A 23,189-nucleotide genomic window follows, 5' to 3' on the forward strand; every position below is an offset into this window, starting at 1 on the left:
CCGTTTCATTTCTGCCGTATCGCCACTTCAGGCCCGCTGCAGGAACGGGTAGTCCGTGTAGCCTTCAGGCCCATTGGCATAGTCGAACTGCGCCCGGTGCTCGTTCAGTGGGGCATTGGTCTGGAACCGTTTCACAAGGTCTGGATTGGCAATGAAGGTCCGTCCGAACGCGGCGGCATCGATCAAACCGCGCTGGATCAGGTCTTCAGCTTTCTCCGCTGTGTACGCGCCGGCCGCCACGATTACACCAGGATAAGCTGCGCGAATCGCCTCACGGAACGTGTCACGCAGCGGCTTGCCCCCAGCCCAGTCAGGCTCGGACAGATGAAGGTAAGCGAGATTACGCTTGGCCAGCTGTTCAATCAGGTACAACCCTGCAGCCTCCTGATCTTCGCCATTGTCCACACCATTGAAGCCACCCAGCGGGAAAATGCGAATCCCCACACGGTCAGCACTCCAGCTGGCAATCGCTGCATCCACGGCCTCCAGCACGATACGCGCACGGTTCTCGACACTTCCGCCATACCGGTCTTCACGCTGGTTGGCACTCGGGGTGAGAAACTGGTGCAGCAGGTAGCCGTGGGCGGCGTGCAGCTCGATGAAATCGAAATCGGCCTCGCGGGCATTGACGGCTGCCTGACCGAAGTCGGCAACGATGCCGGCGATTTCCGCTTCGCTCAATGCGCGCGGTGCGGAGGTCTCGGCACGTACCAGGTTGCCGTGCTCATCCCGCAACGTGGTACGGGCATCGGCAGGCAGGGCGGACGGCGCGACTGGCGCTTCGCCTCCCGGTTGCAGTGAAGTGTGGGATATCCGGCCGGTGTGCCAGACCTGCACGGCGCTGTGGCCGCCAGCCGCGTGGACGCCTTCGTTGACCAGGCGCCAGGCAGCGATCTGTTCGGCACTGTGGATGCCGGGCGAGCCCGAGTATCCCTTGGCCTGGAAGGAAATCTGCGTGGCTTCGGTGATGATCAGCCCAGCGCTGGCGCGTTGCGCATAGTACTCAGCCATCATCGGCGTTGGTACATCGCCCGGCTCCTGGCTGCGCAGGCGGGTGAGGGGGGCCATGAACACCCGGTTGGGCAGGGTCAGTGGGCCGATTTGCAGGGGTTGGAAGAGTTTCATTGCCGCTCCAAAGATGAAAAATCGATGGCGGGCACGATACCGCGATGATTGGGGAAAGGGGGGACCGGCACCCTGGCGGTTCGGTCCCCATTGAGCACTTGATAATTAGGCGAGGCTATCAATGAGTTGGCGTGCCTCATTCAGGTTCAACGTCCGCTTCATCCGCTGCGACAACTGCGCCATGGCATCCGAGTAGCCTTTGGCAATCACCGCCTCCACCTGCTCGCCGACACACTGCAAGGCGATGAAATCGCCTTTCTCCGGCTCCCCGACGAATTCGATGCGATCCCAGGCGTGCGCATGCCCCAAAACTTCATAGGTGCGTCCATGCTGGTAGGTCCAGAAAAACGGCACATCCGCGTAGCGGCGTTGCTCGCCGAGCATGTTGGCCGCAGCGATCACGCCGTGCTGCTGGGCCAGGCGCCAGTGTTCAATGCGCACCGGGCGGCCGGCGAGCGGGAAAGTAGCGATATCGCCAGCGGCCCACAGTTGCTCGCCGGCATGCAGTTCGGCGTCGACCCGTAACGAACGGTCCTCGGCCAACGCCACACCCTGCACGAACCCGGTGGCGGGCGAGACCCCGGTGCCGAGCAGCACCAATGGCGTTGCCAGCTCTTCGCCATTGGCCAGCAACACGGCTTCGACCCGCTCTTCACCGATAAACCGTTCGACCTCGGTGGGGCCATGGAACACCACGCCCTTGCGCTCATGCAGCTCGCGGATGCTGCGCCCGATGCGCTCACCCAGTTGTTTGCTCAAAGGGACCTCATGGCGGTTCACCACGTGTACTTGCGCGCCAAATTTGCGCAAGGCCGAGGCAGCCTCCAGGCCGATGAAACCGTCACCGACGATCACCACCGGCTGCCCGGGTTCGGCGGCATCGAGCAACCGCGCGGCGTCATCGCGTGAACGCAGCGTGACGATGCCGGCCAGGTCGACACCGGGCAGCTCGGGGCGCTGGGGCTTACCACCCGTGGCCAGCAACGCCGCGTCATAGTCGATACGCTTGCCGTCGGCCAGGGTGATCTGGCGCTTCTTGACGTCCAGCGCGCGGACTTTGCCAAAACAACGCTCCAGCTGGCCCCTGCGCAACTGGTCAGGCTCCAGCAACGCCGGTACCTCGTCTGGCGGCATCTCCCCGGAGATGACGAATTTGCTCAGTGCGGTGCGGTCGTAGGCGGGTTGGCGCTCCTGGTCGATCCACACCAGGCGACCGCCAAAACCATGCGCCAGCAATGTGGCGACTGCCGCCGAGCCTGCGGCGCCGGCACCGATGACGACGAAGCAGCGGGCATCGCTATGGCGCGGCGGTTCGGCATGGGGAAGGGGCTGGTCGTCAACCCAGATTTCGCCGTCCTTGACCGTAGCGGCATAGCGGCGCAGGTCGGTCAATGCTGGCGGCTCGCACACCGCGCCTTCGTCGACGGCAAAGGCGGCCTTGTGCCATGGGCAGACCAGCAGGCCGTTGCAGATCACCCCTTCGTCCAGTGGCGCGCCCGCATGCGGGCAATTGGCCTGATAAGCGTGGACCCGGTCACCGTGGCGAATCAGGATCACTTCTTCATTGCCGGCCTGTACGCGCAGGGGGCGGTTGGGGTCGAGCTGCTCTAGCCGGGCCACGGCGTGCTGGGTCATTGGGCTTCTCCAAAGGGGGGCCTTTGGAATCATTTGACGCCTGTGCCCCAGAGGTGATGCGTCGAACTGACGATCGGAGCAGCGTTACGCGCTGGCATCCAGCAACGGCTGGAATTCCTGCAGCAGCCAGTCGCGCAGGCGTCGACAGCTGGAGTCGTGTTCCTTGTCTTCATTGAAGGCCAGGAAATGGAAGGTGTCCTTCAGCACCAACTGCTGTTCGACTGGCCGCACCAGCAAACCCTGGGCAACCAGCGGCGCCACCAAGTGGTGCCAGCCCAGCGCCACGCCCTGGTTGCTCAAGGCCAGTTGCACCAACAGGTTGTAGTCGTTGGCATTGAAAAAATGCGGTGCGGTATTGGCCCGGGTTTTCAGGTCGACATCGTGAAAAGCCAACCAGACATTCCAGTCCACGTGTTCGGCGACTTGCGAGCGGCCATAGGGGCTGAGGTTGAGCAACGAGCCATCACGGATGCCCTCCAGGGTGGCCAACTCGGGGTGCTGGGCCAGGTACTGCGGGGCGCATACCGGGTAGATCACGTCATGGTTCAACGGGTGACAGCTGTAGCCCGCCTGAATCTTGCCCAGTTTGGTGATGTAGATGTCCGGCCGCACCCCCGGCTCCATCGCCAGGAAGTTCTGCGTGGTCACCAGGTTGATGTCGATATCCGGGTTTTCTTCGAAGAACTTCGGCATTCGTGGGCCCATCCACAGCGCCGCGAAGGCCGGCGAGCAGCACAAGGTGACCACGTGCTTGGTGTTGGTGTTGCTGCGAATGCGTTCGGCGGCCTGGCTGATGTTGACGAACGATAACTGCACCGCATCGAAGAAGATCGAGCCGGCCACCGTCAGCTCCACGGCGCGGCCCACCCGGTCGAACAGCTCAGCGCCCAGGTAGGTTTCCAGCTCGCGGATCTGCCGGCTGACCGCTGCCTGGGTCACGCAAAGGGCCTCGGCGGCGCGGGTGAAGTTCTGGTACTTGGCGGCTGCGACGAAGACTTTCACCGCGCGCAGCGAAGGCATCTTGATCAGCGTCTGATCGGGTTCGGAGTGTCTGACCATGGTCGTGGGGTGAGGTCCTTCATCTCGCCAGGTCATCCACTCTAGCCTGTTACCCGGCTGGCGGTAAATGCGCAGGCGCTCTGGCGCAACAGCTCCAACGCCATTGATAACTTCAGGTAATGGTTAGCGCCATGCAAATGTCGTTGGACCCCGTCTGGATCAACGCCTAACGTTAATTCTACGGCGCGGCATCTGGACATCGATGTCGATAATTTTGAAGCAGGACATTCTGCGTGCCGGTTTCGACTCACGTTCGAATTTGAACGGACTGCCAAGCGTACTCGCACTGATCTCTACCCGCCTTATTGAAAGTGCGTTGTTGATTGATTGGTTAATAAGCATAAGAAAAGAGGGTCGTATGAGCCATGCCGATGAGATTCTTTCGGTAAAAAACATCTTCAAAGTGTTCGGTCCCAACCCGGACATGGCCATGGAGATGCTCCGCAAGGGGGCCGACAAGAACGAAATTTTCAGCAAGACCGGCCACGTCGTCGGCGTGTTCGATGCAAGTTTTTCCGTCAAGCGTGGCGAGATCTTCGTCATCATGGGCCTGTCCGGTTCGGGCAAATCGACCATGGTGCGGCTGTTCAACCGCCTGATCGAACCCACCTCCGGCAGCATCCACCTCAACGGCCGCGAAATCACCGGCCTCTCCGATAAAGACCTGCTCGACGTGCGCCGCAAGGACATGGGCATGGTGTTCCAGTCCTTCGCGTTGATGCCGCACATGAGCGTGCTGCAGAACACCGCCTTTGGCCTTGAGATTGCCGGCGTATCGGAAGCCGAGCGCCACAGCCGTGCCCGCGAGGCGCTGGCCCAGGTCGGCCTGGCCGGCCACGAGCACAGTTACCCGCACCAGCTGTCCGGTGGCATGCAGCAGCGCGTGGGCCTGGCCCGTGCGCTGGCCAACGACCCGACCATCTTGCTGATGGACGAAGCGTTCTCGGCCCTTGACCCGCTGATCCGCAGCGAAATGCAGGGCGAGCTGATGCGCCTGCAGGCCGAGCAGCAGCGCACCATCATTTTCATCTCCCACGACATCGAGGAAGCCATCCGCATCGGCCACCGCATCGCGATCATGGAAGGCGGGCGGGTAGTGCAGATCGGCACGCCGCAGGAGCTGATCAACCAGCCGGCCAACGATTATGTGCGCACCTTCTTCAAGAGCTTCGACAGCTCTCGCGTGCTCAAGGCCGGCGATGTAGCGAAGTTCGACCCGGCGGTGGTGTGCAAGGTCAACGGCAAGGCGCCGAGTTTCCAGGCTGGCGTACCGTTCGGCTATCTGGTCGACGACCGTGGCCAGCTGCTGGGAGTTGTCGACACCGACGCCAGCGGTGCCACCGCCAGTGACCGCTACAGTCTGCACGAGCGCCAGCCGGTGTACACCGACACGCCCTTGCACGAAGTGCTGGGGATCGCGGCCGACTTGCCGTACCCGGTGCCAGTGCTCGACCGCGAGGGCGCCTTCAAGGGCACCCTGTCGAAGAACGAGCTGCTGCAGACCCTGAGCCGTAACTAATTACAACAAGAGGTAAGCCCTCATGTCCGAATTCAGCCTTCTCGACCCGTTCCAGGCGGCCACCATCCCCCTGGGCGACTGGGTCACCGCAACCCTCAACTTCCTGGTGCACAACTTCCGCGAAGTGTTCCGCGCCATCCGCTGGCCGATCGACCAGGTGCTCAACGGCATCGAATTCACCCTGCAGAGCATTCCACCGACCATCGGCATTCTGTTGTCGTCCTTGCTCGGCTGGCAGCTGGCGGGCAAGCGCATGGCGCTGTTGTGCTTCGTCACGCTGACCTTGCTGGGGCTGATCGGGGTGTGGTCGGAGTCGATGACCACCTTGGCGCTGGTACTCACCTCGGTGTTCTTCTGCGCCGTCATCGGCATCCCGCTGGGCATTCTCTGTGCTCGCAGCAACCGCCTGGAAAGCATCATCCGGCCGATCCTCGATGCCATGCAGACCCTGCCGGCATTCGTTTACCTGGTGCCGGTGGTGATGCTGTTCGGCATCGGCAACGTGCCCGGCGTACTGGTGACCATCGTGTTCGCCTTGCCGCCGCTGGTGCGCCTGACCAACCTGGGCATCCGCCAGGTGCCGGAAGACAAGATCGAAGCCGCCCGCGCCTTTGGCTGCACGCCCCGGCAGATGCTGACCCGGGTGCAACTGCCACTGGCCACTTCGACCATCATGGCCGGCCTCAACCAGACGCTGATGCTGTCGCTGTCGATGGTGGTGATCGCTTCGATGATCTCGGTGGGTGGCCTGGGCCAGATGGTACTGCGCGGCATCGGCCGGCTGGACATGGGCCTGGCCACTGTCGGTGGCGTGGGGTTGGTGCTGCTGGCGATCTTCCTCGACCGCCTGACCCAGGCCATGGGTGCACGCAGCAGCGCCGACCCGAGCGTGCGCTGGTACCACACCGGTCCGGTGGGCGTGGTGATGCGCCTGTGTGGTGCGGGCCAGGCTGCAGAGCGGCGCAAGACCGCCTGAAACAAACGCATTCGAACTGCCGCACACGTTATAAAAACCAGAAGAAGGTACGCGACGATGTTGGAATCCAAGTTCTTCCGCAGCATTCTGCAAGGTGCCGGCGCCCTGGCCCTGGTGATCGCCTCGCTCACCGCCAACGCTTCGGCCGACAAGCCGGGCGAGGGCGTCAAGGTGACGCCGATCTTCCCCTCCATCGCCGAAGAGCGCTTCCGTGGCGAGGTCGCCATGGAAGGCCTGCGCGAGTTGGGCTACAAGGTGCAGGAGCCGAAGGAAACCGAATACGGCGTGATGATGGTGGCCCTGGCCAACGGCGATGCCGACTTCACCGTGCACCTGTGGGACAAGCTGCACGACAAATTCTACCAGCAGGCCGGTGGCGACGACGTGATGGTCAAGGCCGGCGATATCATGCCCGGCGTGCTGCAGGGCTACCTGATCGACAAGAAGACCGCCGAGCAGTACAAGATCAAGTACATCACCGACCTGAAGAAACCGGAGATCGCCAAGCTGTTCGACACCGATGGCGATGGCAAGGCCAACCTCACAGGCTGCAACCCAGGCTGGGGCTGCGAACTGGTCATCTCGCACCACATGAAGGCTTATGGCCTGGATGACAGCGTGCACGTCGACCAGGGTTCGTACTTCGCGTTGATGGCCGACACCATCACCCGTTACAAGGAAGGCAAGCCGATCCTGTACTTCACCTGGGTGCCGCAGTGGATCTCCACCGTGCTGGTCGAGGACAAGGATGTGGTCTGGCTGGAAGTGCCGAAGACCGACCTGCCTGACGGCAACAACAATGTCGACACCATGTACAAGGGCAAGAACCTGGGCTTTGCGGTCGACAAAGTCGAGGCTGTGCTGAACAAGGAATTCGCCGAAGAGAACCCGGCGGCCACCAAGTTCCTCTCGCTGATGCAGATCACCACGGCTGACGAGAGTGCGCAGAACCTGAAGATGCAGCAGGGCGAGAAGAAGCCTGCCGACATCACCCGTCATGCCAAGGAATGGGTCGCTGCGCATCGCCAGCAGTTCGACCAGTGGCTGCAGGCATCGCGTGCCGCCGCTACCCAAGCCAGCAAGTAAAAAAGAGGTGAGCCCTTCGCGGGGCAAGCCCGCTCCCACAGGTCTGAGATCCACCATCGATCGCTGTGGGAGCGGGCTTGCCCCGCGAAGCATTCACCGCGATTCCCGCTGTTGAGTCATTGCCATGAGCCATTTCGAAAGCATCCTCAAAAATACTAATCTGGCCCACCTCGACCCGGCCGGCCGCACTCTGTCGACGCTGCCCTGCCAGCGAGTAGCCTTCGTCCTGCGCGAGCACTTCTCGATGATGGCCTTCACCGCCGCCATGGACACCCTGGTCACCGCCAACCTGATGAGCGCCACGCCGCTGTTCCACATCCAGGTGGTGGGCGAGGGCGAGCAGGTAATGAGCGACCTGGGCATCGCGCTGCCGGTCAACACAGCATTGGCCGACCTGGACGTGCAGGGCCTGGACAGCCTGCTGGTGTGCGGCGGTTTTCGCGTACGCCTGGAGTCCGCCCCGTTGCTGCGCACCAAGTTGCGCCAGGCAGACCATCTCGGTTGCCTGCTGGGTGGTTTGTGGAATGGCGCCTATTTCCTGGCCGAGGCAGGTTTGCTCAACGATCACGACTGCGCGTTCCACCCCGATGGACGGGCCATGATGAATGAGCTGTTCCCCAAGGTACGCATCAGCCGTCAGCCTCATGTGCTGGACCGCCGGCGCATGAGCTGCGCCGGCGCCAGCAGTGCGCTTGACATGATGCTGACACTGCTTGAACACCTGGGCGGCAATGGCTTGCGCCGTGCGGTGGAGCAGATGCTGGCCTGCGACCGTTCGCGGATTCTCAGCGATGCCCCCGCCAGCGCCCCGGAGATAGACCCCAGCTTGCCGCGCGGCGTGCGCCTGGCGCTGGAGCTGATGCACGCGAATATCGAAGACCCGATCGGCATCGACGAAATCGCCGAGCATGCCGGGTTGTCCCGTCGCCACCTGGAGCGCCTGTTCCGCCGCCATGTGCAGGCCACGCCGCCGCGTTATTACCTGGAGCTGCGCCTGACCCACGCCCGGCAGTTGCTGCAGCACACCAGCAAGTCGCTGACCGAAGTGGCGGTAGCCAGCGGGTTCGTCAGCTTCCCGCATTTCTACCGGCGCTTTCGCGAGCTGTTCGCCATCGCCCCACGGCAGTTCCGGGCGCGCAGCCAGGGGTGGGCAGGGCGGCAGGAGGCCAGCGTTCGATAATCGGCCGATAGCGGGTGCCCGGCTGTCCGCTATCCGCCCACCCAATACCAACATCTCATTGCCCAGCCCCCGCCTTTTGCTTAGTGTGTAAGCGTCAACGACCGTGAACGACCGCAACCACCCGTAGGAAGCGGCGACCAGAACAATAACGATATCGAGTGCTTTGCCTATGGAAAGCCGCCTGCTGAGCGAGCGCAGTAGCGTGTTCCATCACGCCGACCCCTACGCCGTGTCCGACTACGTCAACCGGCACGTGGGCCAGCATTGCATCGGCCTGTCGCGCACCACCCATCCACAGGCCAGCCTCAGCCACCGCAAGTTCGCCGAATTCGACCTGTGCCGCATCAGCTACGGCGGCAGCGTGCGGGTCACCTCACCGGCCCTGGAAACCATCTACCACCTGCAGGTGCTGCTCAACGGCAATTGCCTGTGGCGCGGGCACTACCTGGTGCCGGGCGAGCTGCTGCTGATCAACCCCGATGACCCGGTCGACCTCACTTACTCGGAAGACTGCGAGAAATTCATTCTCAAGGTGCCAACGCACATGCTCGACTCGATTTGCGAGGAGCAGCGCTGGCAGCGGCCGGACGGTGGTGTGCGGTTCTTGCGCAATCACTACCGGCTGGATGAGCTGGACGGCTTCGTCAACCTGCTGGCCATGGTCTGCCACGAGGCCGAGGTCAGTGACTCATTGCCGCGCGTGCAGGGGCACTACAGTCAGATCGTCGCCAGCAAACTGCTCACGCTGATGAGCACCAACATCCGCCGCGAAAGCCTGGGCACGCCGGGTGGGAGCCTGGAGCGGATCCTTGACTACATCGACCGCAACCTGAAGCTGGAGCTGGCCGCCGAGACGCTGGCGGAGCAGGCGTGCATGAGTGTGCGTTCGCTGTATGGGCTGTTCGACCGCCACCTGGGCACTACGCCCAAACAGTACGTGCGCCAACGCAAACTGGAGCGGGTGCATGCGTGCCTCAGTGATGGCAGCTGCGCGGTACGCAGCGTCACCGAGCTGGCGATGGATTACGGGTTTTTGCACCTGGGGCGGTTTTCGGAAATCTACCGGCAGCGCTTTGGGTTGCTGCCTTCGGAAACCTTCAAACAGCGGCGCTGATCACATGGTCACCGGTTGTTGGCCTGTGGGAGCGGGCTTGCCCCGCGAACCAGGGCAAAGCCCTGGCCATTCACTGCTGGTGTCGGGGCGGGCCTCTTCGCAGAGCAAGCCGGATCGCCGGACCGCCGCTCCCACAAGTAACGCTACAGCGAGTAGTGCTTCAACTCCCGCGCAATCAGCATCCGCTGGATCTCGCTCGACCCCTCATAAATCTGCGTAATCCGCGCATCGCGGTAATACCGCTCCACCGGGTAATCCTCCAGGTAGCCATACCCGCCATGCACCTGGATCGCCATCGAACACACCCGCTCAGCCATCTCGGACGCGAACAGCTTGGCCTGCGAGGCCTCCGACAGGCACGGCTTGCCGGCACTGCGCAGGCGGGCGGCGTGGAGGATCAGCAGGCGGGCGGCATTCACCTGCACCTGCATGTCGGCCAGCAGGTTCGCGATGCTCTGGTGCTCATTGATCGGCTTGCCGAACTGGATGCGTTCGCGGGAATACACCAGCGCCGCTTCGAACGCCGCTCGGGCGATGCCCAGCGCCTGGGCGGCAATACCGATGCGCCCACCTTCGAGGTTGGACAAGGCAATGGCCAGGCCCTTGCCGCGCTCGCCAAGGAGATTGGCCGCCGGGATGCGGCAGTTGTCGAACGTGACGGCGCAGGTATCGGACGCGCGAATACCCATCTTGTGCTCGCTGCGGTCGACCTTGAACCCTGGGTTGTCGGTCGGCACCAGAAACGCCGACAGGCCTTTCTTGCCCCGCTCCGGGTCGGTCACCGCGAAGACGATCGCCAGGCCCGCGCGACGGGCATTGCTGACGAACTGCTTGGCGCCATTGATCACCCACTCGCCGTTGATCAACTCGGCACGGGTGCGCAGGTTGTGCGCTTCGGAGCCGGCCTGCGGCTCGGTCAGGCAGAAGCAGCCGATCACCTCGCCGCTGGCCAGGCGTGGCAGCCAGGCCTGTTGTTGCTCGGGCGTGCCGTAAGCCAGCAGCGGGCCGCAGCCCACCGAGTTGTGGATGCTCATCATCGCGCCAGTGGCGCCGCAGCCGGCGGCGATTTCCTCGACTGCCAGGGCATAGGCGACGTAGTCGGTGTAGCTGCCACCGAAGTCCTCGGGCACCACCATGCCCAGCAGGCCCAGTTCGCCCATCTTGCGCACCACGCCGTCATCGATCCAGCCGGCCTTCTCCCAGGCCTGGGCATGCGGGGCGATCTCGCCGCGGGCGAAGTCCCGGGCCATGTCGCGGATCATGATCTGCTCTTCGTTCAGTTCGAGGTCTTGCATCTGCGTACTCCCCGGCTCACAGGCCTTCGAAGAATTGGTCGACGCGCTGGCGTTGCAGGCCGGCCAGGGTCGGCGGGTTCCAGCGTGGCTGCTTGTCCTTGTCGATGATCAGGGCGCGCACGCCCTCGATGATGTCGCCGTGCTGGAACCACTGGCGGTCCAGGTGCAGCTCCATGGCAAAACAGTCCTCCAGCGCCAGGTGGCGGCCGCGGCGCAGCATCTCCAGGGTAACGGCCATGGCCAGCGGTGAGCGGCTCTCCAGCTGATCGGCGGTGGCCAGTGCCCATTGGTGGCTGTTGCCGATGCTGACGGCGCGCAGCTGCTCGATGATCGCGGCCAGGTCGGGCAGGGCGAAGAAGTGGTCGATGATTGGGCGCAGCTGCTCCAGAGGGGCGTCGTCCAGGACCTGGCTGCCCAGCTTGGCCAGCAGGTTCTGCAGGTCTTTGAGCGGATTGTCGCCGAAACTCAGGCGGTCGAGGCCTTCGTCCAGCGCGGCGAGCTTCTCGCTTGGCACAAACCAATCGGCCAAGCCGCAGTACAGCGCATCGGCGGCGTGGATCTGCGCGCCGCTGACGCCCAGGTAGGTGCCCAATTCGCCTGGGATGCGCGACAGGAAATAGCTGCCGCCGACATCCGGGAAATAACCGATGCCGACCTCGGGCATGCCCAGGCGGCTGCGTTCAGTGACCACCCGCAGGTCGCAGCCCTGGGCCAGTCCCATGCCGCCGCCGAGGGTGAAGCCGTCCATCAGCACCAGCACCGGTTTGCGGTAACGGTGGATGAGCAGGTCGAGGGCGTATTCTTCGACGAAGAAGTCTTCGTGCAGGGTGTCGCCGGCCTTGAAACTGTCGTACAGCGAGCGGATATCACCGCCGGCGCAGAAACCCTTGGGGCCTTCGCCGCGCAGGACCACGGCCTGCACCTGTGGGTCTTCGGCCCAGCGGTCGAAATGCTGGCGCAGGCTGCGCACCATCTCCAGCGTCAGGGCGTTGAGGCCGGCGGGGCGGTTGAGGGTGAGGTGGCCAATCTGGTTGCGGACCTCGGCCAAGACATGATCCGTTGCCGAGATGTGAGCATGCGCGGTCATCGCGTTCTCCCTGCTTTGTTATTGATTTTCCGAGTGAAGTCTGGAGTGCGTTGGGGCATTGCAGGATCCTGTCATGCACATTTGCTCGGCACAATCGGCAAATCTGCAGGGGGGGCATGCATTTATGCGGTTATGCGGTTTATACGTCTTGAGCTTTGTAGCGTACTTTAAATCGAGCGCCGCCCGCGCGGCGCATCGCGGATGAATCCGCTCCTACATTTGTTGCATCGTGCCATTCATTACCCTTAGCGTAACGATCACGCTTCCTGCTTGATTGATCGCCCATCGCACAGCGCTCTAATGTGCCTCCACGACAGCGAACCCGTGGAGTCACCCAATGACCATAACGAAGAATCCACCGCCGCAATGGTCGAGACGGCGCGCTGAAAAACAGCGTCGCCTGGACCGCGTCAAACACCTGGCCGACGGTGTGGTGCTGCCCACCGAGCGCATCGTCGAAGCCCTGGAGCTGTTGATCGCGCCCGGCGACCGGGTAGTGCTCGAAGGCAACAACCAGAAACAGGCTGATTTCCTCTCTCGTTCCCTGGCCAAAGCCGACCCCGAGCGCCTGCACGACCTGCACATGATCATGCCCAGCGTCAGCCGCGCCGAGCACCTGGACCTGTTCGAACGCGGCATCGCCCGCAAGCTCGACTTTTCCTTCGCCGGCCCGCAAAGCCTGCGCATCGGCCAATTGCTGGAAGACGGCCTGCTCGAAGTCGGCGCCATCCACACCTACATCGAACTCTATTCGCGCCTGCTGGTGGACCTGATCCCCAACGTTACCCTGGTCGCCGGTTTCATGGCCGACCGCGACGGCAACCTGTACACCGGCCCCAGTACCGAGGACACCCCGGCACTGGTCGAGCCGGCTGCCTTCAGCGATGGCTTGGTCATCGCCCAGGTCAACCAGTTGGTCGACCGGGTCGACGACCTGCCGCGCGTGGACATCCCCGCCTCCTGGGTGGACTTCGTGGTGGTCGCCGACCAGCCGTTCTACATTGAGCCGCTGTTCACCCGCGACCCGCGGCATATCAAGCCGGTGCACGTGCTGATGGCGATGATGGCGATCCGCGGCATCTATGAAAAACACCAGGTGCAGTCGCTCAACCACGGCATTGGCTTCAACACGGCCGCTATCGAACTGATCCTGCCGACTTATGGTGAGTCGCTGGGTCTCAAAGGCAAGATCTGCCGCAACTGGACGCTCAACCCGCACCCGACGCTGATCCCCGCCATCGAAACCGGCTGGGTCCAGAGCGTGCACTGCTTCGGCACCGAACTGGGCATGGAGGATTACATCGCGCAACGCCCGGACGTGTTCTTCACCGGCCGCGACGGCTCGCTGCGCTCGAACCGCATGATGTGCCAGCTGGCCGGGCAGTACGCGGTCGATCTGTTCATCGGCGCCACTTTGCAGGTCGATGGCGATGGCCATTCCTCGACGGTCACGCGCGGTCGCCTGGCCGGTTTCGGCGGCGCGCCGAACATGGGCCACGACCCCCGCGGCCGGCGCCATGCCACCCCAGCGTGGCTCGACATGACCGTGCCCGGCACCATGCTGGAGCGTGGCCGCAAGCTGGTGGTGCAGATGGTCGAGACCTACCAGGAAGGCGGCAAACCCACCTTCGTCGAAACCCTCGATGCGGTGGAGGTGGCGAAAAAGGCCGGCATGCCGCTGGCACCGGTGATGATCTACGGCGACGACGTCACCCACCTGCTGACCGAAGAAGGCATCGCCTACCTCTACAAGGCCCGCAACCTGGAGGAGCGCCAGCAGATGATCGCTGCCGTGGCCGGGGTCACTGCTATCGGTTTGCGCCATGACCCCAAGGACACCCTGCGCCTGCGCCAGCAAGGCCTGGTGGCCCTGCCCGAAGACCTCGGCATCCGCCGCACCGAGGCCAGCCGCGAACTGCTGGCCGCACGCAGCATCGCCGACCTGGTCGAGTGGTCCGGTGGCCTTTACAACCCACCCGCACGGTTCAGGAGCTGGTAAATGACTGCACAAGCGATCCCCGTAGGAGCGGCTTCAGCCGCGATGAGGCCAGTACAGCCAGCCGAGCTCTCCCTGCCCGACCACCTGGCCGACCTGGCCGTCGAAGCCCTGATCGACGAAGCCGACCTGTCCCCCAAACCCGGCCTGGTCGACCGCCGCAGCAGCGGCGCGCACAGCGACATGACCCTGGCCCTGATGCATGCCTCGGCGCTGGCCCTGTGGCCCTGCCTGCGGCAAATGGCCGAAGCCGCGCAGATCCACGGCGAAATCGGCCTGCCGCTGCGTGCTGCACTCGGTCGCATCGGTCGCGAAGGCGAGGCCGCCATGCTGGCTGCTACAGGCGGTGTGAATACCCATCGCGGTGCGATCTGGGCGCTGGGTCTGCTGGTTGCGGCGCGCGCACTCGATGCCCAGGCCGACACAATCACCATCGCCGCCCGTGCCGGTCGCATCGCCCTGATCAATGACCCGGCTGCCACCACCCAAGACAGTCACGGCACCCAGGTCCGTCGCCGTTACGGCGCCAGCGGTGCCCGCGAGCAAGCCCAGCAAGGCTTTCCCGCCGTGATCGAACACGGACTGCCGCAACTGCGCCGCAGCCGTGCTGCCGGCGCCAGCGAAAACCACGCACGGCTCGATGCCTTGCTGGCGATCATGGCGTCACTCAGCGACACCTGCGTGCTTTGGCGCGCTGGCCCAGAAGGCTTGCAAACCCTGCAACAGGGCGCCCGCAACGTGCTGACCGCTGGCGGCAGCACCACACTCGCTGGCCGCCGTCAACTGCGCCTGCTCGACGCCCAGCTGCTGCACCTCAGCGCCTCACCGGGCGGCGCCGCCGATCTGCTGGCCGCCTGCCTGTTCCTCGATAAAGCCGGGAGCCTGTGACATGGAAACCCTGACCTTTCAATTCCCCGCGGCCGAGCCTGGCCGTGGCCGCACCCTGGTGGGCTGCGTCAGCTCCGGTGACCTGGAAGTGCTGATAGAGCCCGGCACTGCTGGCCGCCTGGAGATCCAGGTGGTGACCTCGGTCAACGGCAGCGGCGCGCGCTGGGACCAGCTGTTCCAGCGCCTGTTCGAAGGCCGCGCCTGGCCGGCCGTGAAGCTCGATATTCATGATTTCGGCGCCACCCCTGGCGTGGTCCGCCTGCGCCTGGAGCAAGCGTTCGAGGAGATCGCCCATGACTGACACTGAACGCCTGCTGCGCAGCCGCAGCTTCGTCGAATTGGGTGCGCGCCAACGCGCCCGCGCCGTGCTCGACCCGGGCAGTTTCCGCGAACTGCTCGGCCCGTTCGACCGGTTGATGTCACCGTGGCTGCCGCGCCAGGGCATCGTGCCGCAAGCCGACGACGGCGTGGTCATCGGCAAAGGCCTGATCGACGGCCGCCACACCGTGGTTGCGGCCATCGAAGGCGGATTCCAGGGCGGCAGCATGGGCGAAGTCGGCGGCGCCAAGATTGCCGGCGCGCTGGAACTGGCCATCGAAGACAACCGCAACGGCATCCCGACCTGCGCCGTGCTGCTGCTGGAAACCGGTGGCGTGCGCCTGCAGGAGGCCAACTTGGGCTTGGCGGCGATTGCCGAGATTCAAGCGGCAATCGTCGAACTGCGCACCCATCAGCCGGTGATCGGCCTGATCGCCGGCTCGGTCGGCTGTTTCGGTGGCATGTCCATCGCCGCCGGCCTGTGCAGCCACTTGTTGGTCACCCGCGAAGCACGCCTGGGCCTCAACGGCCCGCAGGTGATCGAGCAGGAAGCGGGGATCAGCGAATACGACGCCAAGGACCGCCCATTCATCTGGAGCCTGACCGGTGGCGAACAGCGCCACGCCAGCGGCCTGGTGGACGGCTACGTTGCCGATGGCGTCGACAGCATCCGCCAGCAGTTGCTGCAACTGCTCGACACGCCAGCCACCAAGCGCGCGGGCCGACACGCCTGGTATCTCGAACGCCTGGCAAGACTCGGCGACGACTGCCCGCAACTGGATGCCGCCGCCGTGCGCGCCCTTTACCAAGGAGATGCCTCATGAACCGTGCCCTGAACTGGCTACCCGGGCTGGCCGGTGGTGAAGCACTGCCAGGCTTTCCCGCCTCCTTGCGGGTGATCGACGGCGAGCTGGACAATCGCCTGGCGCGCTTCATCGCCGTGGTACCGGATCCACACAACCCGTTCCCGAGGGCGCGCACGGGCGAGGTCGGCCTGCTCGAAGGCTGGGGCCTGGCCAAGGCGGTAAGCGAAGCGGTCGAGCTGGACCGCGACGCCGAGAAGCGCGCCATAGTCGCGGTCATCGATGTCCCCAGCCAGGCCTATGGTCGCCGCGAAGAGGCATTGGGCATCCACCAGGCCCTGGCCGCAGCGGTGCAGGCCTATGCCCAGGCACGCCTGGCCGGGCACCCGGTAATCGGCCTGCTGGTGGGCAAGGCGATGTCCGGCGCCTTCCTCGCCCACGGTTATCAGGCCCAGCGCTTGATAGCCCTGGATGACAGCGGGGTGATGGTGCACGCGATGGGCAAGGCAGCCGCGGCGCGCATCACCTTGCGCAGTGTCGAACAACTCGAAGCCCTGGCCGCCGAGGTACCACCGATGGCTTATGACCTGGCCAGCTATGCGTCGCTGGGCCTGCTGTGGCGGCGCCTGAGCGTGGATAACGCCGACACGCCAAGCAGCGCCGACCTGGCTCAGGTGCGTGCCTGCCTGGCCGAGGCCGTGCGCGATATCGGCAGCTCCACCGACCTGTCCTCACGCTTGGCCGGCGAACACCGCAGCGCCTCGCGCGACGTGCGTTCGCGCCTGCGTAGCCAGTGGCGGGAGGCCTGAGATGAATGCCCCGCAACCCCATGATCTGCTCTGGGGAATGACCCCGGCGGCGTTGCCTGCCGATGCGCCTGACTGGGCCTCCCAGGTGCTGTCCGCCGGGCAACCCGTGGTGGTACGGCGTGCGGCCTGCGCCGCAGGCTGGGTGGCGGTGGGCCTGCGTGGGGAAGGGCGGGCGCAGCGTGTGGCGGCGCAGATGCGGCTGGCCGATATTCGTCGACAATTGAGGCCCGAAGCTTTGCGTTGCCGGGGTGAAAGTCCCTGGCCAGCGCTGCAGGCATTGGCCTCGGTGGCCCCGGTTCTCGACGCCAGCGGGCTGGCCTGGGGGCCGACGGGCGGGGTGGGTTACCAACTGGCCAGCGGCGTCGATGTGTTGCACGCCGCCAGCGATCTTGACCTGGTGTTGCGCACCCCCCAGCCCCTGACACGTGCCAAGGCGCGCGAGCTGCTGGATATCCTCGACTGCGGCCCATGCCGCATCGATTTGCAACTGGACACCCCCGCTGGCGCCGTCGCTCTGCGCGAATGGGCCGGGATGGCGCGCCGTGTACTGCTCAAGTCGGCGCATGGAGCACAGTTGGTGGCCGACCCTTGGAACCCGCTGGAGCGTGCAGCGTGAGCAGCCTGTTCGCCTTCCCAGGCCAGGGCGCACAGCAACCGGGCATGCTGCATCAATTGCCCGAGGGCTCGTCCATGCTGCTGGAGGAGGCCAGCGACACCCTCGGCGAACAGGTGCTGGCACTGGACAGCCCCCAGGCGCTGCAATCTACCCGCGCCGTGCAGTTGTGCCTGCTGCTGGCGGGTGTCGCCTGGGCGCGCTGGTTGCTGCAGCGCAGCCCAGCGCCCGACTACGTGGCGGGCCTGTCGATCGGCGCCTATCCCGCGGCCGTCACAGCCCAGGCCTTGGCTCTGCCGGACGCCGTGCGCCTGGTGGCCTTGCGCGGCGAGCTGATGCAGCGCGCCTACCCGCAAGGCTACGGCATGACCGCCCTCAGCGGCCTCGACCTGGCCAGCGTCGAGCGTTTGCTGGCGGAGGTCGGTGGCGAGGCCTACCTGGCCAACCTCAACAGCGACAACCAGATCGTCATCGCCGGCAGCGATACCGCCATGGCCGAGGTCGCTGCCCGTGCACGCAGTCGGGGTCAGGGTGTGGCCCGGCGCCTGGCGGTCAGCGTCCCATCCCATTGCTGCTTGCTGGACGGCCCGGCCGCAGAGCTGGCACGCGCTTTTGCAGACGTTACCTTGAATCGCCCGCGCATCACCTACCTGAGTGGCAGCAGCGCCCGGCCGATCCATGATCCACAACGCCTGCGAGATGACCTGGCCGGCAACATGGCCAGGCTCGTCGACTGGCGTGCTACGTTGCGCACTGCCTATGAACGCGGCGTGCGCCTGCACCTGGAGATACCGCCCGGCAGCGTGCTCAGCGGCCTGGCCCGGCCGGTGTTCGAACAGGGCAGGGTGGTTGCGCTGGAGCAAACCCGATTCGATACAGTCGACGCATTGCTGCGTCAGGAGGTCAACCAGCGCCCATAACAGCCGTGTTTTTCGAAGGACAACAACAAGCAACTTCGACCCAACGCGAGGACAATAACAATGATTATCTACGGTGTGGCCTTCCTGGCCCTGTGTACCCTTGTCGGCCTGTTCATCGGCGAACTCCTGGGCAAGCTCCTGGGCGTGCCAGCCAATGTCGGCGGTGTCGGCATTGCCATGCTCCTGCTGATTTTCATCGGCAGCTACCTCAACAAGCGCGGCCTGATCAAAGCCAAGTCCGAACAGGGCGTGGAGTTCTGGAGCGCCATCTATATCCCCATCGTGGTCGCCATGGCCGCCCAGCAGAACGTGCTCGGCGCGCTGTCGGGCGGGCCTATGGCCATTCTGGCTGGCGTGGTGGCCGTGGTCGCAAGCTTTGCCATGGTTCCGCTCCTGGACCGCATCGGGCAAAAGAAGCCTGAGGCGGTTACCGACAAACCCCTGACTGCGCCGCAACGGTGACCGCCATGTACGAATCCATGATGAAAGTGATCAGCGGCTATGGCCTGATCAGTGGCTTTGCGGTCATTGGCGTGACCATGTGGCTGTCCTACTGGCTCTCCGACAAGTTGACCCGGGGGCGGCTGCACGGCTCCGCGATCGCCATCTTTCTTGGCCTAGTCCTGTCCTATGTGGGCGGGGTGTACACCGGCGGGCAAAAAGGCTTGGTGGATATTCCCCTGCTGTCGGGTATCGGCCTGCTGGGCGGGGCAATGCTGCGGGACTTCGCCATCGTTGCCACGGCCTTCGGCGTCAACATCGAAGAGCTCAAGCGCGCAGGGGTGTCGGGGGTGATTTCACTGTTCTTTGGCATCGCTACCTCGTTCGTCGCAGGTGTAGGCGTGGCGATGGCGTTCGGTTACACCGATGCCGTCAGCCTGACCACCATTGGCGCCGGGGCCGTGACGTACATCGTCGGGCCCGTGACAGGGGCGGCCATTGGCGCAAGCTCCGAGGTGATGGCGCTGTCGATTGCCGCCGGCCTGGTCAAGGCCATTCTGGTGATGGTGGTGACGCCGTTCGTGGCGCCGATGATAGGGCTTAACAACCCACGCACCGCCGTGATCTTTGGTGGCTTGATGGGCACGTCGAGTGGCGTGGCGGGTGGCTTGGCGGCCACCGACCCCAAGCTGGTGCCCTATGGTTGCCTGACGGCAGCGTTTTACACGGCACTGGGCTGCCTGCTCGGGCCTTCATTGCTGTATTTCTGCATGCGCGGCCTTGTGGCGTGAGCGCGGGCCTCTTCGCGGCTGAAGCCGCTCCTACAGGTACAGTGGCCTGTCCTGTGGGAGCGGCTTCAGCCGCGAAGAGGGCAACTCAATTCTCCCTGCTATACATCCGGCATTCCGCCAGCAATGCCAGCAAATTCGGCTCCCGCTCCCGGGCCTTCAGAAAAACCACCCCGATATGCTGCTGCAAGCGATACCGCGCCTGCAGCGCAATCAGCTTCACGCGGTTTTCGTATACCGCCGCAATCCGCCCCGGCAACAGGGCAAACCCCACGCCGGAGCTGACCATGCTCAGCAAGGTGAAGATATCGTTCACCTGCATCGCCACCTTCGGCTCGAACCCCGCCTGCTGGAACACCCGCGCGCCATCACGGTGGGTGGCGAAGCCTTGGGTCAGAGTGATGAAGGTCGAGTCGGCCAAGTCGGCCAGGTCGACTTCCTGTTGTTCGGCGAACGGCGAATCAGTGGGCACGGCCAGGAAGATATCGTCGGAGAACAGCGGCAAGTGCTCGCAGGCAGGGTCTGCCACGCTTTCGTCCAGCGACACCAGCACCGCTTCAAGTTCGTGGTTCTTCAGGCGCTGCAGCAAGTCGACGTTCGAGCCCAGGGTAAGGTCGATGTTCAGCTCGCTGCGCCGCAGCTTCAGGCCCATCACCAGCTTCGGCACAGTCTTCACGGTCAGCGAGTAGAGCGCCCCCAGGCGGAAGCGCTCGGCATAGAAACCGGCGGCTTCGCGAGTCTGGCGCACCATCTGCTCGGCATCCTGGATCAGCTGGCGGGCTTTCTTTTCCAGCACATAGGCACTTTCCAGCGGAATCAGCTGGCGGCCCTCGTGCTTGAACAGCGGGCAGCGCAGGGCGCTTTCCAGCGAATGGATGGCGCGATGCACGCTCACCGCGCTGGTGGACAGTTCGGCGGCGGCGCGGCCGAGATTGCCGCTGCGCATGAAGGCGAGGAAGGTCTCGAGCTTTTTCAGGGTCAGTTCTTCGTCGATCAACATGTCCAGGCCCTGAAATGAAAGTGCTGCAGAGCATGCCACAACCTCACCCCGAAGGGTGATGGCCGGCCTCGCCAACCCATGCAAGAATCCCAACCATAACAACCCGGCATGGGACAACGACAATGAGCAAAGACCGGCTGAAATCGCCCGACTGGTACGCGCAGATGGCCCGTGTCATCGACGCCCAGGGCACGCCGGGCTTCGTCGAGGCGCTGTTCGCCGCGCTCAAGCTGCTCGCGCCGTGCCAGGCCATCACCGTGTTCCTCTACCCGCGCAAGGGCCTGCCTTCGGCGCTGTTCGTCAAGGACGAAGAGGGCCCCTGGCTGCCGGAAGGAAACGTGCAGCGCTACCTTGAAGGTTACTACCTGCTGTGCCCGTTCTACCGGGCCTGCATGGACGGCGTGGCGGCCGGCTGCTTTCGCCTCAGCGACGTCGCCCCTGACCATTTCAAACGCAGCGAGTATTACCTGTCGTTCTACCAGCACGCGCATTTGGAAGACGAACTGAATTTCATCGTGCCGCTGGATGAGCACCTGACCATCGCCGTGGCCCTGGCCAGCACCCGCCGCCTGGACCGCCAGCAGGTCAGCGACCTCAAGTGCGTGGCGCCCTGGGTGGTGGCGGTGGTGCGGCGGCAGTGGAGCCACCTGGATGTCGATGCCGTGGGCGGGCGTTTCGAGAGCGCCCTGGGCCGACAGATCAACGCTGCCCTGAACAATTTCGGCTCGTCCTTGCTCACTGAGCGCGAGTGTCGCATCGCCCAGTACCTGCTTCGTGGCCATTCGACGCGTTCCCTTGCTGAGCGCCTGGGCATCAGCGAAGACACGGTGAAGACCCACCGCAAGAACCTCTACACCAAGCTCGATATCGCCAAGCAGTCCGAGCTGTTTTCGCTGTTCATCGACTCCCTTGCCCAGGCCCAGGAGGGCTTGAGCAAAGACCCGCTGGAAAGCTATCTGCGAAGGCGCTGACAGCGCCACATCCGCCCTTACGAACAACCATCACAAGCGGCTGCCCGCGCGGCCGCAAGGGAGACCTGCGTGCATACGAAAAGCGATTGGCAGCAGCGCGCTGCACGGCAAAGCTTCATCACCACCGCGTTGGTCGATGGCCGCCCGTTGGCGGCACAGTCCGGACTGACCTTCGATGCCATCAACCCGGCAACCAATCAATTGCTGGCCTGCGTGGCCGCCAGTGGCGACGCCGAAGTCGACCAAGCCGTGCGTTCAGCTCGCCGCGCCTTCGAGCACGGCCCCTGGGCCCGTATGGCACCGGCGGCACGCAAACGGGTGCTGCTGCGCCTGGCCGAACTGATGATGGCCCACCGCGAAGAGCTGGCGCTGCTCGACTCGTTGAACATGGGCAAGCCGGTGATGGATGCCTACGCCATCGACGTGCCCGGCGCCGCCAACGTGTTTGCCTGGTACGGCGAGGCGCTGGACAAGGTCTATGACCAGGTTGCGCCAACCGCCGACAATGCCCTGGCCACGGTAACCCGCGAAGCGCTGGGCGTGGTCGGCGCCGTGGTGCCGTGGAACTTCCCGCTGGACATGGCCGCCTGGAAGGTCGCCCCGGCCCTGGCCGCTGGCAACAGCGTGGTGCTCAAGCCGGCCGAGCAGTCGCCATTCTCGGCCCTGCGCCTGGCCGAGCTGGCCCTGGAAGCGGGCGTGCCGGAGGGCGTGCTCAACGTGGTGCCGGGGCTGGGCGAAAACGCTGGCCGTGCGCTGGGTCTGCACCCGGATGTCGACTGCCTGGTATTCACCGGCTCGACCCAGGTGGGCAAGTACTTCATGCAGTACTCGGCGCAATCCAACCTCAAGCAGGTGTGGCTGGAGTGCGGCGGGAAAAGCCCGAACCTGGTGTTCGACGACTGCCAGGACCTCGACCTGGCCGCCGAAAAGGCCGCGTTCGGCATCTTCTTCAACCAGGGCGAAGTCTGTTCGGCCAACTCACGGCTGTATGTGCAGCGCTCGATTCAGGACGAATTCATCGAGCGCCTGCTGGCCAAGGCCCGCGACTGGCTGCCCGGCGACCCGCTGGACCCGGACAGCCGTGCCGGGGCCATCGTCGACGCGGCGCAGAGCGCGCGCATCATGGCCGCCATCGAGCAGGCCCAGGGCGACGGTGCCCGCCTGCTGTGCGGTGGCCAGCGTCTGAGTTTCAACGGCTCGAACAATTTCATCACGCCGACGGTGTTCGCCGACGTGCACCCGGATTCAACGCTGGCTCGTGACGAGGTGTTCGGCCCGGTGCTGGCGATCACCGCCTTCGACGACGAGGAAGAGGCTGTGCGCCTGGCCAACGACAGTGTGTACGGCCTAGCCGCCTCGCTGTGGAGCGACGACCTCAACCGCGCCCACCGCGTCGCACGGCGCCTCAAGGCCGGCACCGTGTCGGTCAACACGGTCGATGCCCTCGACGTGGTGGTGCCTTTTGGCGGTGGCCGCCAGTCGGGCTTCGGCCGCGACCTGTCACTGCACGCCTTCGACAAGTACACCCAACTCAAGACCACCTGGATCCAGCTGCGCTGACCCTCA

General features: G+C 64.5%; 22 protein-coding genes. 16 read left to right on the top strand and 6 right to left on the bottom strand.

The annotated features are described in order from the left end of the window. Positions 1-27 precede the first annotated feature (27 nt). The 3 genes from ACIPZF_RS24185 to ACIPZF_RS24195 form a co-directional block, all read right to left on the bottom strand. Positions 28-1,125 carry an alkene reductase gene (locus tag ACIPZF_RS24185; protein WP_400804100.1) on the bottom strand — a complete coding sequence of 366 codons (1,098 nt, stop codon included), beginning with the start codon at positions 1,123-1,125 and terminating at the stop codon, positions 28-30. A 105-nt stretch (positions 1,126-1,230) separates the two neighbouring features. Further along, a complete protein-coding gene (locus tag ACIPZF_RS24190; RefSeq protein ID WP_400804103.1) occupies positions 1,231-2,760 on the bottom strand; it encodes an FAD-dependent oxidoreductase in 1,530 nt (509 codons plus the stop codon). Positions 2,761-2,844: 84 nt separating this feature from the next. Further along, positions 2,845-3,819, bottom strand: coding sequence for a LysR family transcriptional regulator (locus ACIPZF_RS24195; protein ID WP_400804106.1), 975 nt, complete (start codon positions 3,817-3,819; stop codon positions 2,845-2,847). Positions 3,820-4,177: 358 nt separating this feature from the next. On the opposite strand from ACIPZF_RS24195, the gene ACIPZF_RS24200 reads away from it, so the two are divergent. From ACIPZF_RS24200 to ACIPZF_RS24220, 5 genes are all read left to right on the top strand, one after another. Next, positions 4,178-5,338, top strand: coding sequence for a glycine betaine/L-proline ABC transporter ATP-binding protein (locus ACIPZF_RS24200; RefSeq protein WP_400804108.1), 1,161 nt, complete (start codon positions 4,178-4,180; stop codon positions 5,336-5,338). Between the two features lie 22 nt (positions 5,339-5,360). Continuing rightward, entirely contained in the window at positions 5,361-6,314 is a 954-nt protein-coding gene (proW, locus tag ACIPZF_RS24205) for a glycine betaine/L-proline ABC transporter permease ProW (protein WP_400804109.1), read from the top strand. Positions 6,315-6,371: 57 nt separating this feature from the next. Further along, entirely contained in the window at positions 6,372-7,400 is a 1,029-nt protein-coding gene (gene proX, locus ACIPZF_RS24210) for a glycine betaine/L-proline ABC transporter substrate-binding protein ProX (protein WP_400804112.1), read from the top strand. Positions 7,401-7,524: 124 nt separating this feature from the next. Further along, positions 7,525-8,580, top strand: a complete 1,056-nt coding sequence (locus ACIPZF_RS24215; protein WP_400804114.1) for a GlxA family transcriptional regulator — start codon at positions 7,525-7,527, stop codon at positions 8,578-8,580. 169 nt (positions 8,581-8,749) lie between these two features. Beyond that, entirely contained in the window at positions 8,750-9,694 is a 945-nt protein-coding gene (locus tag ACIPZF_RS24220; protein ID WP_400804117.1) for an AraC family transcriptional regulator, read from the top strand. 143 nt (positions 9,695-9,837) lie between these two features. On the opposite strand, the gene ACIPZF_RS24225 is transcribed toward ACIPZF_RS24220, so the two are convergent. Next, on the bottom strand, positions 9,838-10,989 hold the full coding sequence (locus ACIPZF_RS24225) for an acyl-CoA dehydrogenase family protein (protein ID WP_400804118.1): 1,152 nt from the start codon (positions 10,987-10,989) through the stop codon (positions 9,838-9,840). A 16-nt stretch (positions 10,990-11,005) separates the two neighbouring features. Further along, entirely contained in the window at positions 11,006-12,076 is a 1,071-nt protein-coding gene (locus ACIPZF_RS24230; protein WP_400804121.1) for an enoyl-CoA hydratase/isomerase family protein, read from the bottom strand. 337 nt (positions 12,077-12,413) lie between these two features. Here ACIPZF_RS24230 and mdcA point away from each other — a divergent pair, with 337 nt between their 5' ends. From mdcA to madM, 9 genes are read left to right on the top strand one after another with little or no spacing between them, the layout of a single operon-like run. Next, positions 12,414-14,075 (top strand): malonate decarboxylase subunit alpha, encoded by a 1,662-nt coding sequence (mdcA, locus tag ACIPZF_RS24235; RefSeq protein ID WP_400804122.1) that lies wholly within the window; start codon positions 12,414-12,416, stop codon positions 14,073-14,075. Further along, positions 14,076-14,960, top strand: a complete 885-nt coding sequence (locus tag ACIPZF_RS24240; RefSeq protein WP_400804125.1) for a triphosphoribosyl-dephospho-CoA synthase — start codon at positions 14,076-14,078, stop codon at positions 14,958-14,960. 1 nt (position 14,961) lies between these two features. Continuing rightward, the gene (locus tag ACIPZF_RS24245) at positions 14,962-15,261 is read left to right on the top strand and encodes a malonate decarboxylase subunit delta (protein ID WP_400804126.1); all 300 of its coding nucleotides are present in this window, start codon (positions 14,962-14,964) and stop codon (positions 15,259-15,261) included. After that, the gene (locus ACIPZF_RS24250; RefSeq protein ID WP_400804129.1) at positions 15,254-16,102 is read left to right on the top strand and encodes a biotin-independent malonate decarboxylase subunit beta; all 849 of its coding nucleotides are present in this window, start codon (positions 15,254-15,256) and stop codon (positions 16,100-16,102) included. The genes ACIPZF_RS24245 and ACIPZF_RS24250 overlap by 8 nt, the downstream gene beginning before the upstream one ends. Further along, entirely contained in the window at positions 16,099-16,890 is a 792-nt protein-coding gene (gene mdcE / locus ACIPZF_RS24255) for a biotin-independent malonate decarboxylase subunit gamma (protein WP_400804131.1), read from the top strand. Before ACIPZF_RS24250 ends, mdcE begins: the two co-directional genes overlap by 4 nt. Position 16,891: 1 nt before the next feature. Then, positions 16,892-17,506 carry a malonate decarboxylase holo-ACP synthase gene (locus ACIPZF_RS24260; RefSeq protein ID WP_400804134.1) on the top strand — a complete coding sequence of 205 codons (615 nt, stop codon included), beginning with the start codon at positions 16,892-16,894 and terminating at the stop codon, positions 17,504-17,506. Continuing rightward, a complete protein-coding gene (gene mdcH, locus ACIPZF_RS24265) occupies positions 17,503-18,423 on the top strand; it encodes a malonate decarboxylase subunit epsilon (RefSeq protein WP_400804136.1) in 921 nt (306 codons plus the stop codon). Before ACIPZF_RS24260 ends, mdcH begins: the two co-directional genes overlap by 4 nt. A gap of 60 nt (positions 18,424-18,483) precedes the next feature. Next, a complete protein-coding gene (madL, locus tag ACIPZF_RS24270; RefSeq protein WP_400804139.1) occupies positions 18,484-18,885 on the top strand; it encodes a malonate transporter subunit MadL in 402 nt (133 codons plus the stop codon). A 5-nt stretch (positions 18,886-18,890) separates the two neighbouring features. Beyond that, positions 18,891-19,655 carry a malonate transporter subunit MadM gene (gene madM / locus ACIPZF_RS24275; protein ID WP_400804142.1) on the top strand — a complete coding sequence of 255 codons (765 nt, stop codon included), beginning with the start codon at positions 18,891-18,893 and terminating at the stop codon, positions 19,653-19,655. A gap of 85 nt (positions 19,656-19,740) precedes the next feature. Here madM and ACIPZF_RS24280 read toward each other — a convergent pair whose 3' ends face one another. Further along, positions 19,741-20,652, bottom strand: a complete 912-nt coding sequence (locus tag ACIPZF_RS24280; protein ID WP_400804145.1) for a LysR substrate-binding domain-containing protein — start codon at positions 20,650-20,652, stop codon at positions 19,741-19,743. Positions 20,653-20,774: 122 nt separating this feature from the next. Between ACIPZF_RS24280 and ACIPZF_RS24285 the strand changes: the two genes are divergently transcribed. Beyond that, on the top strand, positions 20,775-21,623 hold the full coding sequence (locus tag ACIPZF_RS24285; protein ID WP_119687137.1) for a helix-turn-helix transcriptional regulator: 849 nt from the start codon (positions 20,775-20,777) through the stop codon (positions 21,621-21,623). A 69-nt stretch (positions 21,624-21,692) separates the two neighbouring features. After that, positions 21,693-23,183: an aldehyde dehydrogenase gene (locus ACIPZF_RS24290; protein WP_400804148.1), complete on the top strand. Its 1,491-nt coding sequence runs from the start codon at positions 21,693-21,695 to the stop codon at positions 23,181-23,183. The last annotated feature ends 6 nt before the right edge of the window (positions 23,184-23,189 follow it).

Source organism: Pseudomonas sp. NPDC089752 (assembly GCF_044748725.1).
Lineage (GTDB): Bacteria > Pseudomonadota > Gammaproteobacteria > Pseudomonadales > Pseudomonadaceae > Aquipseudomonas.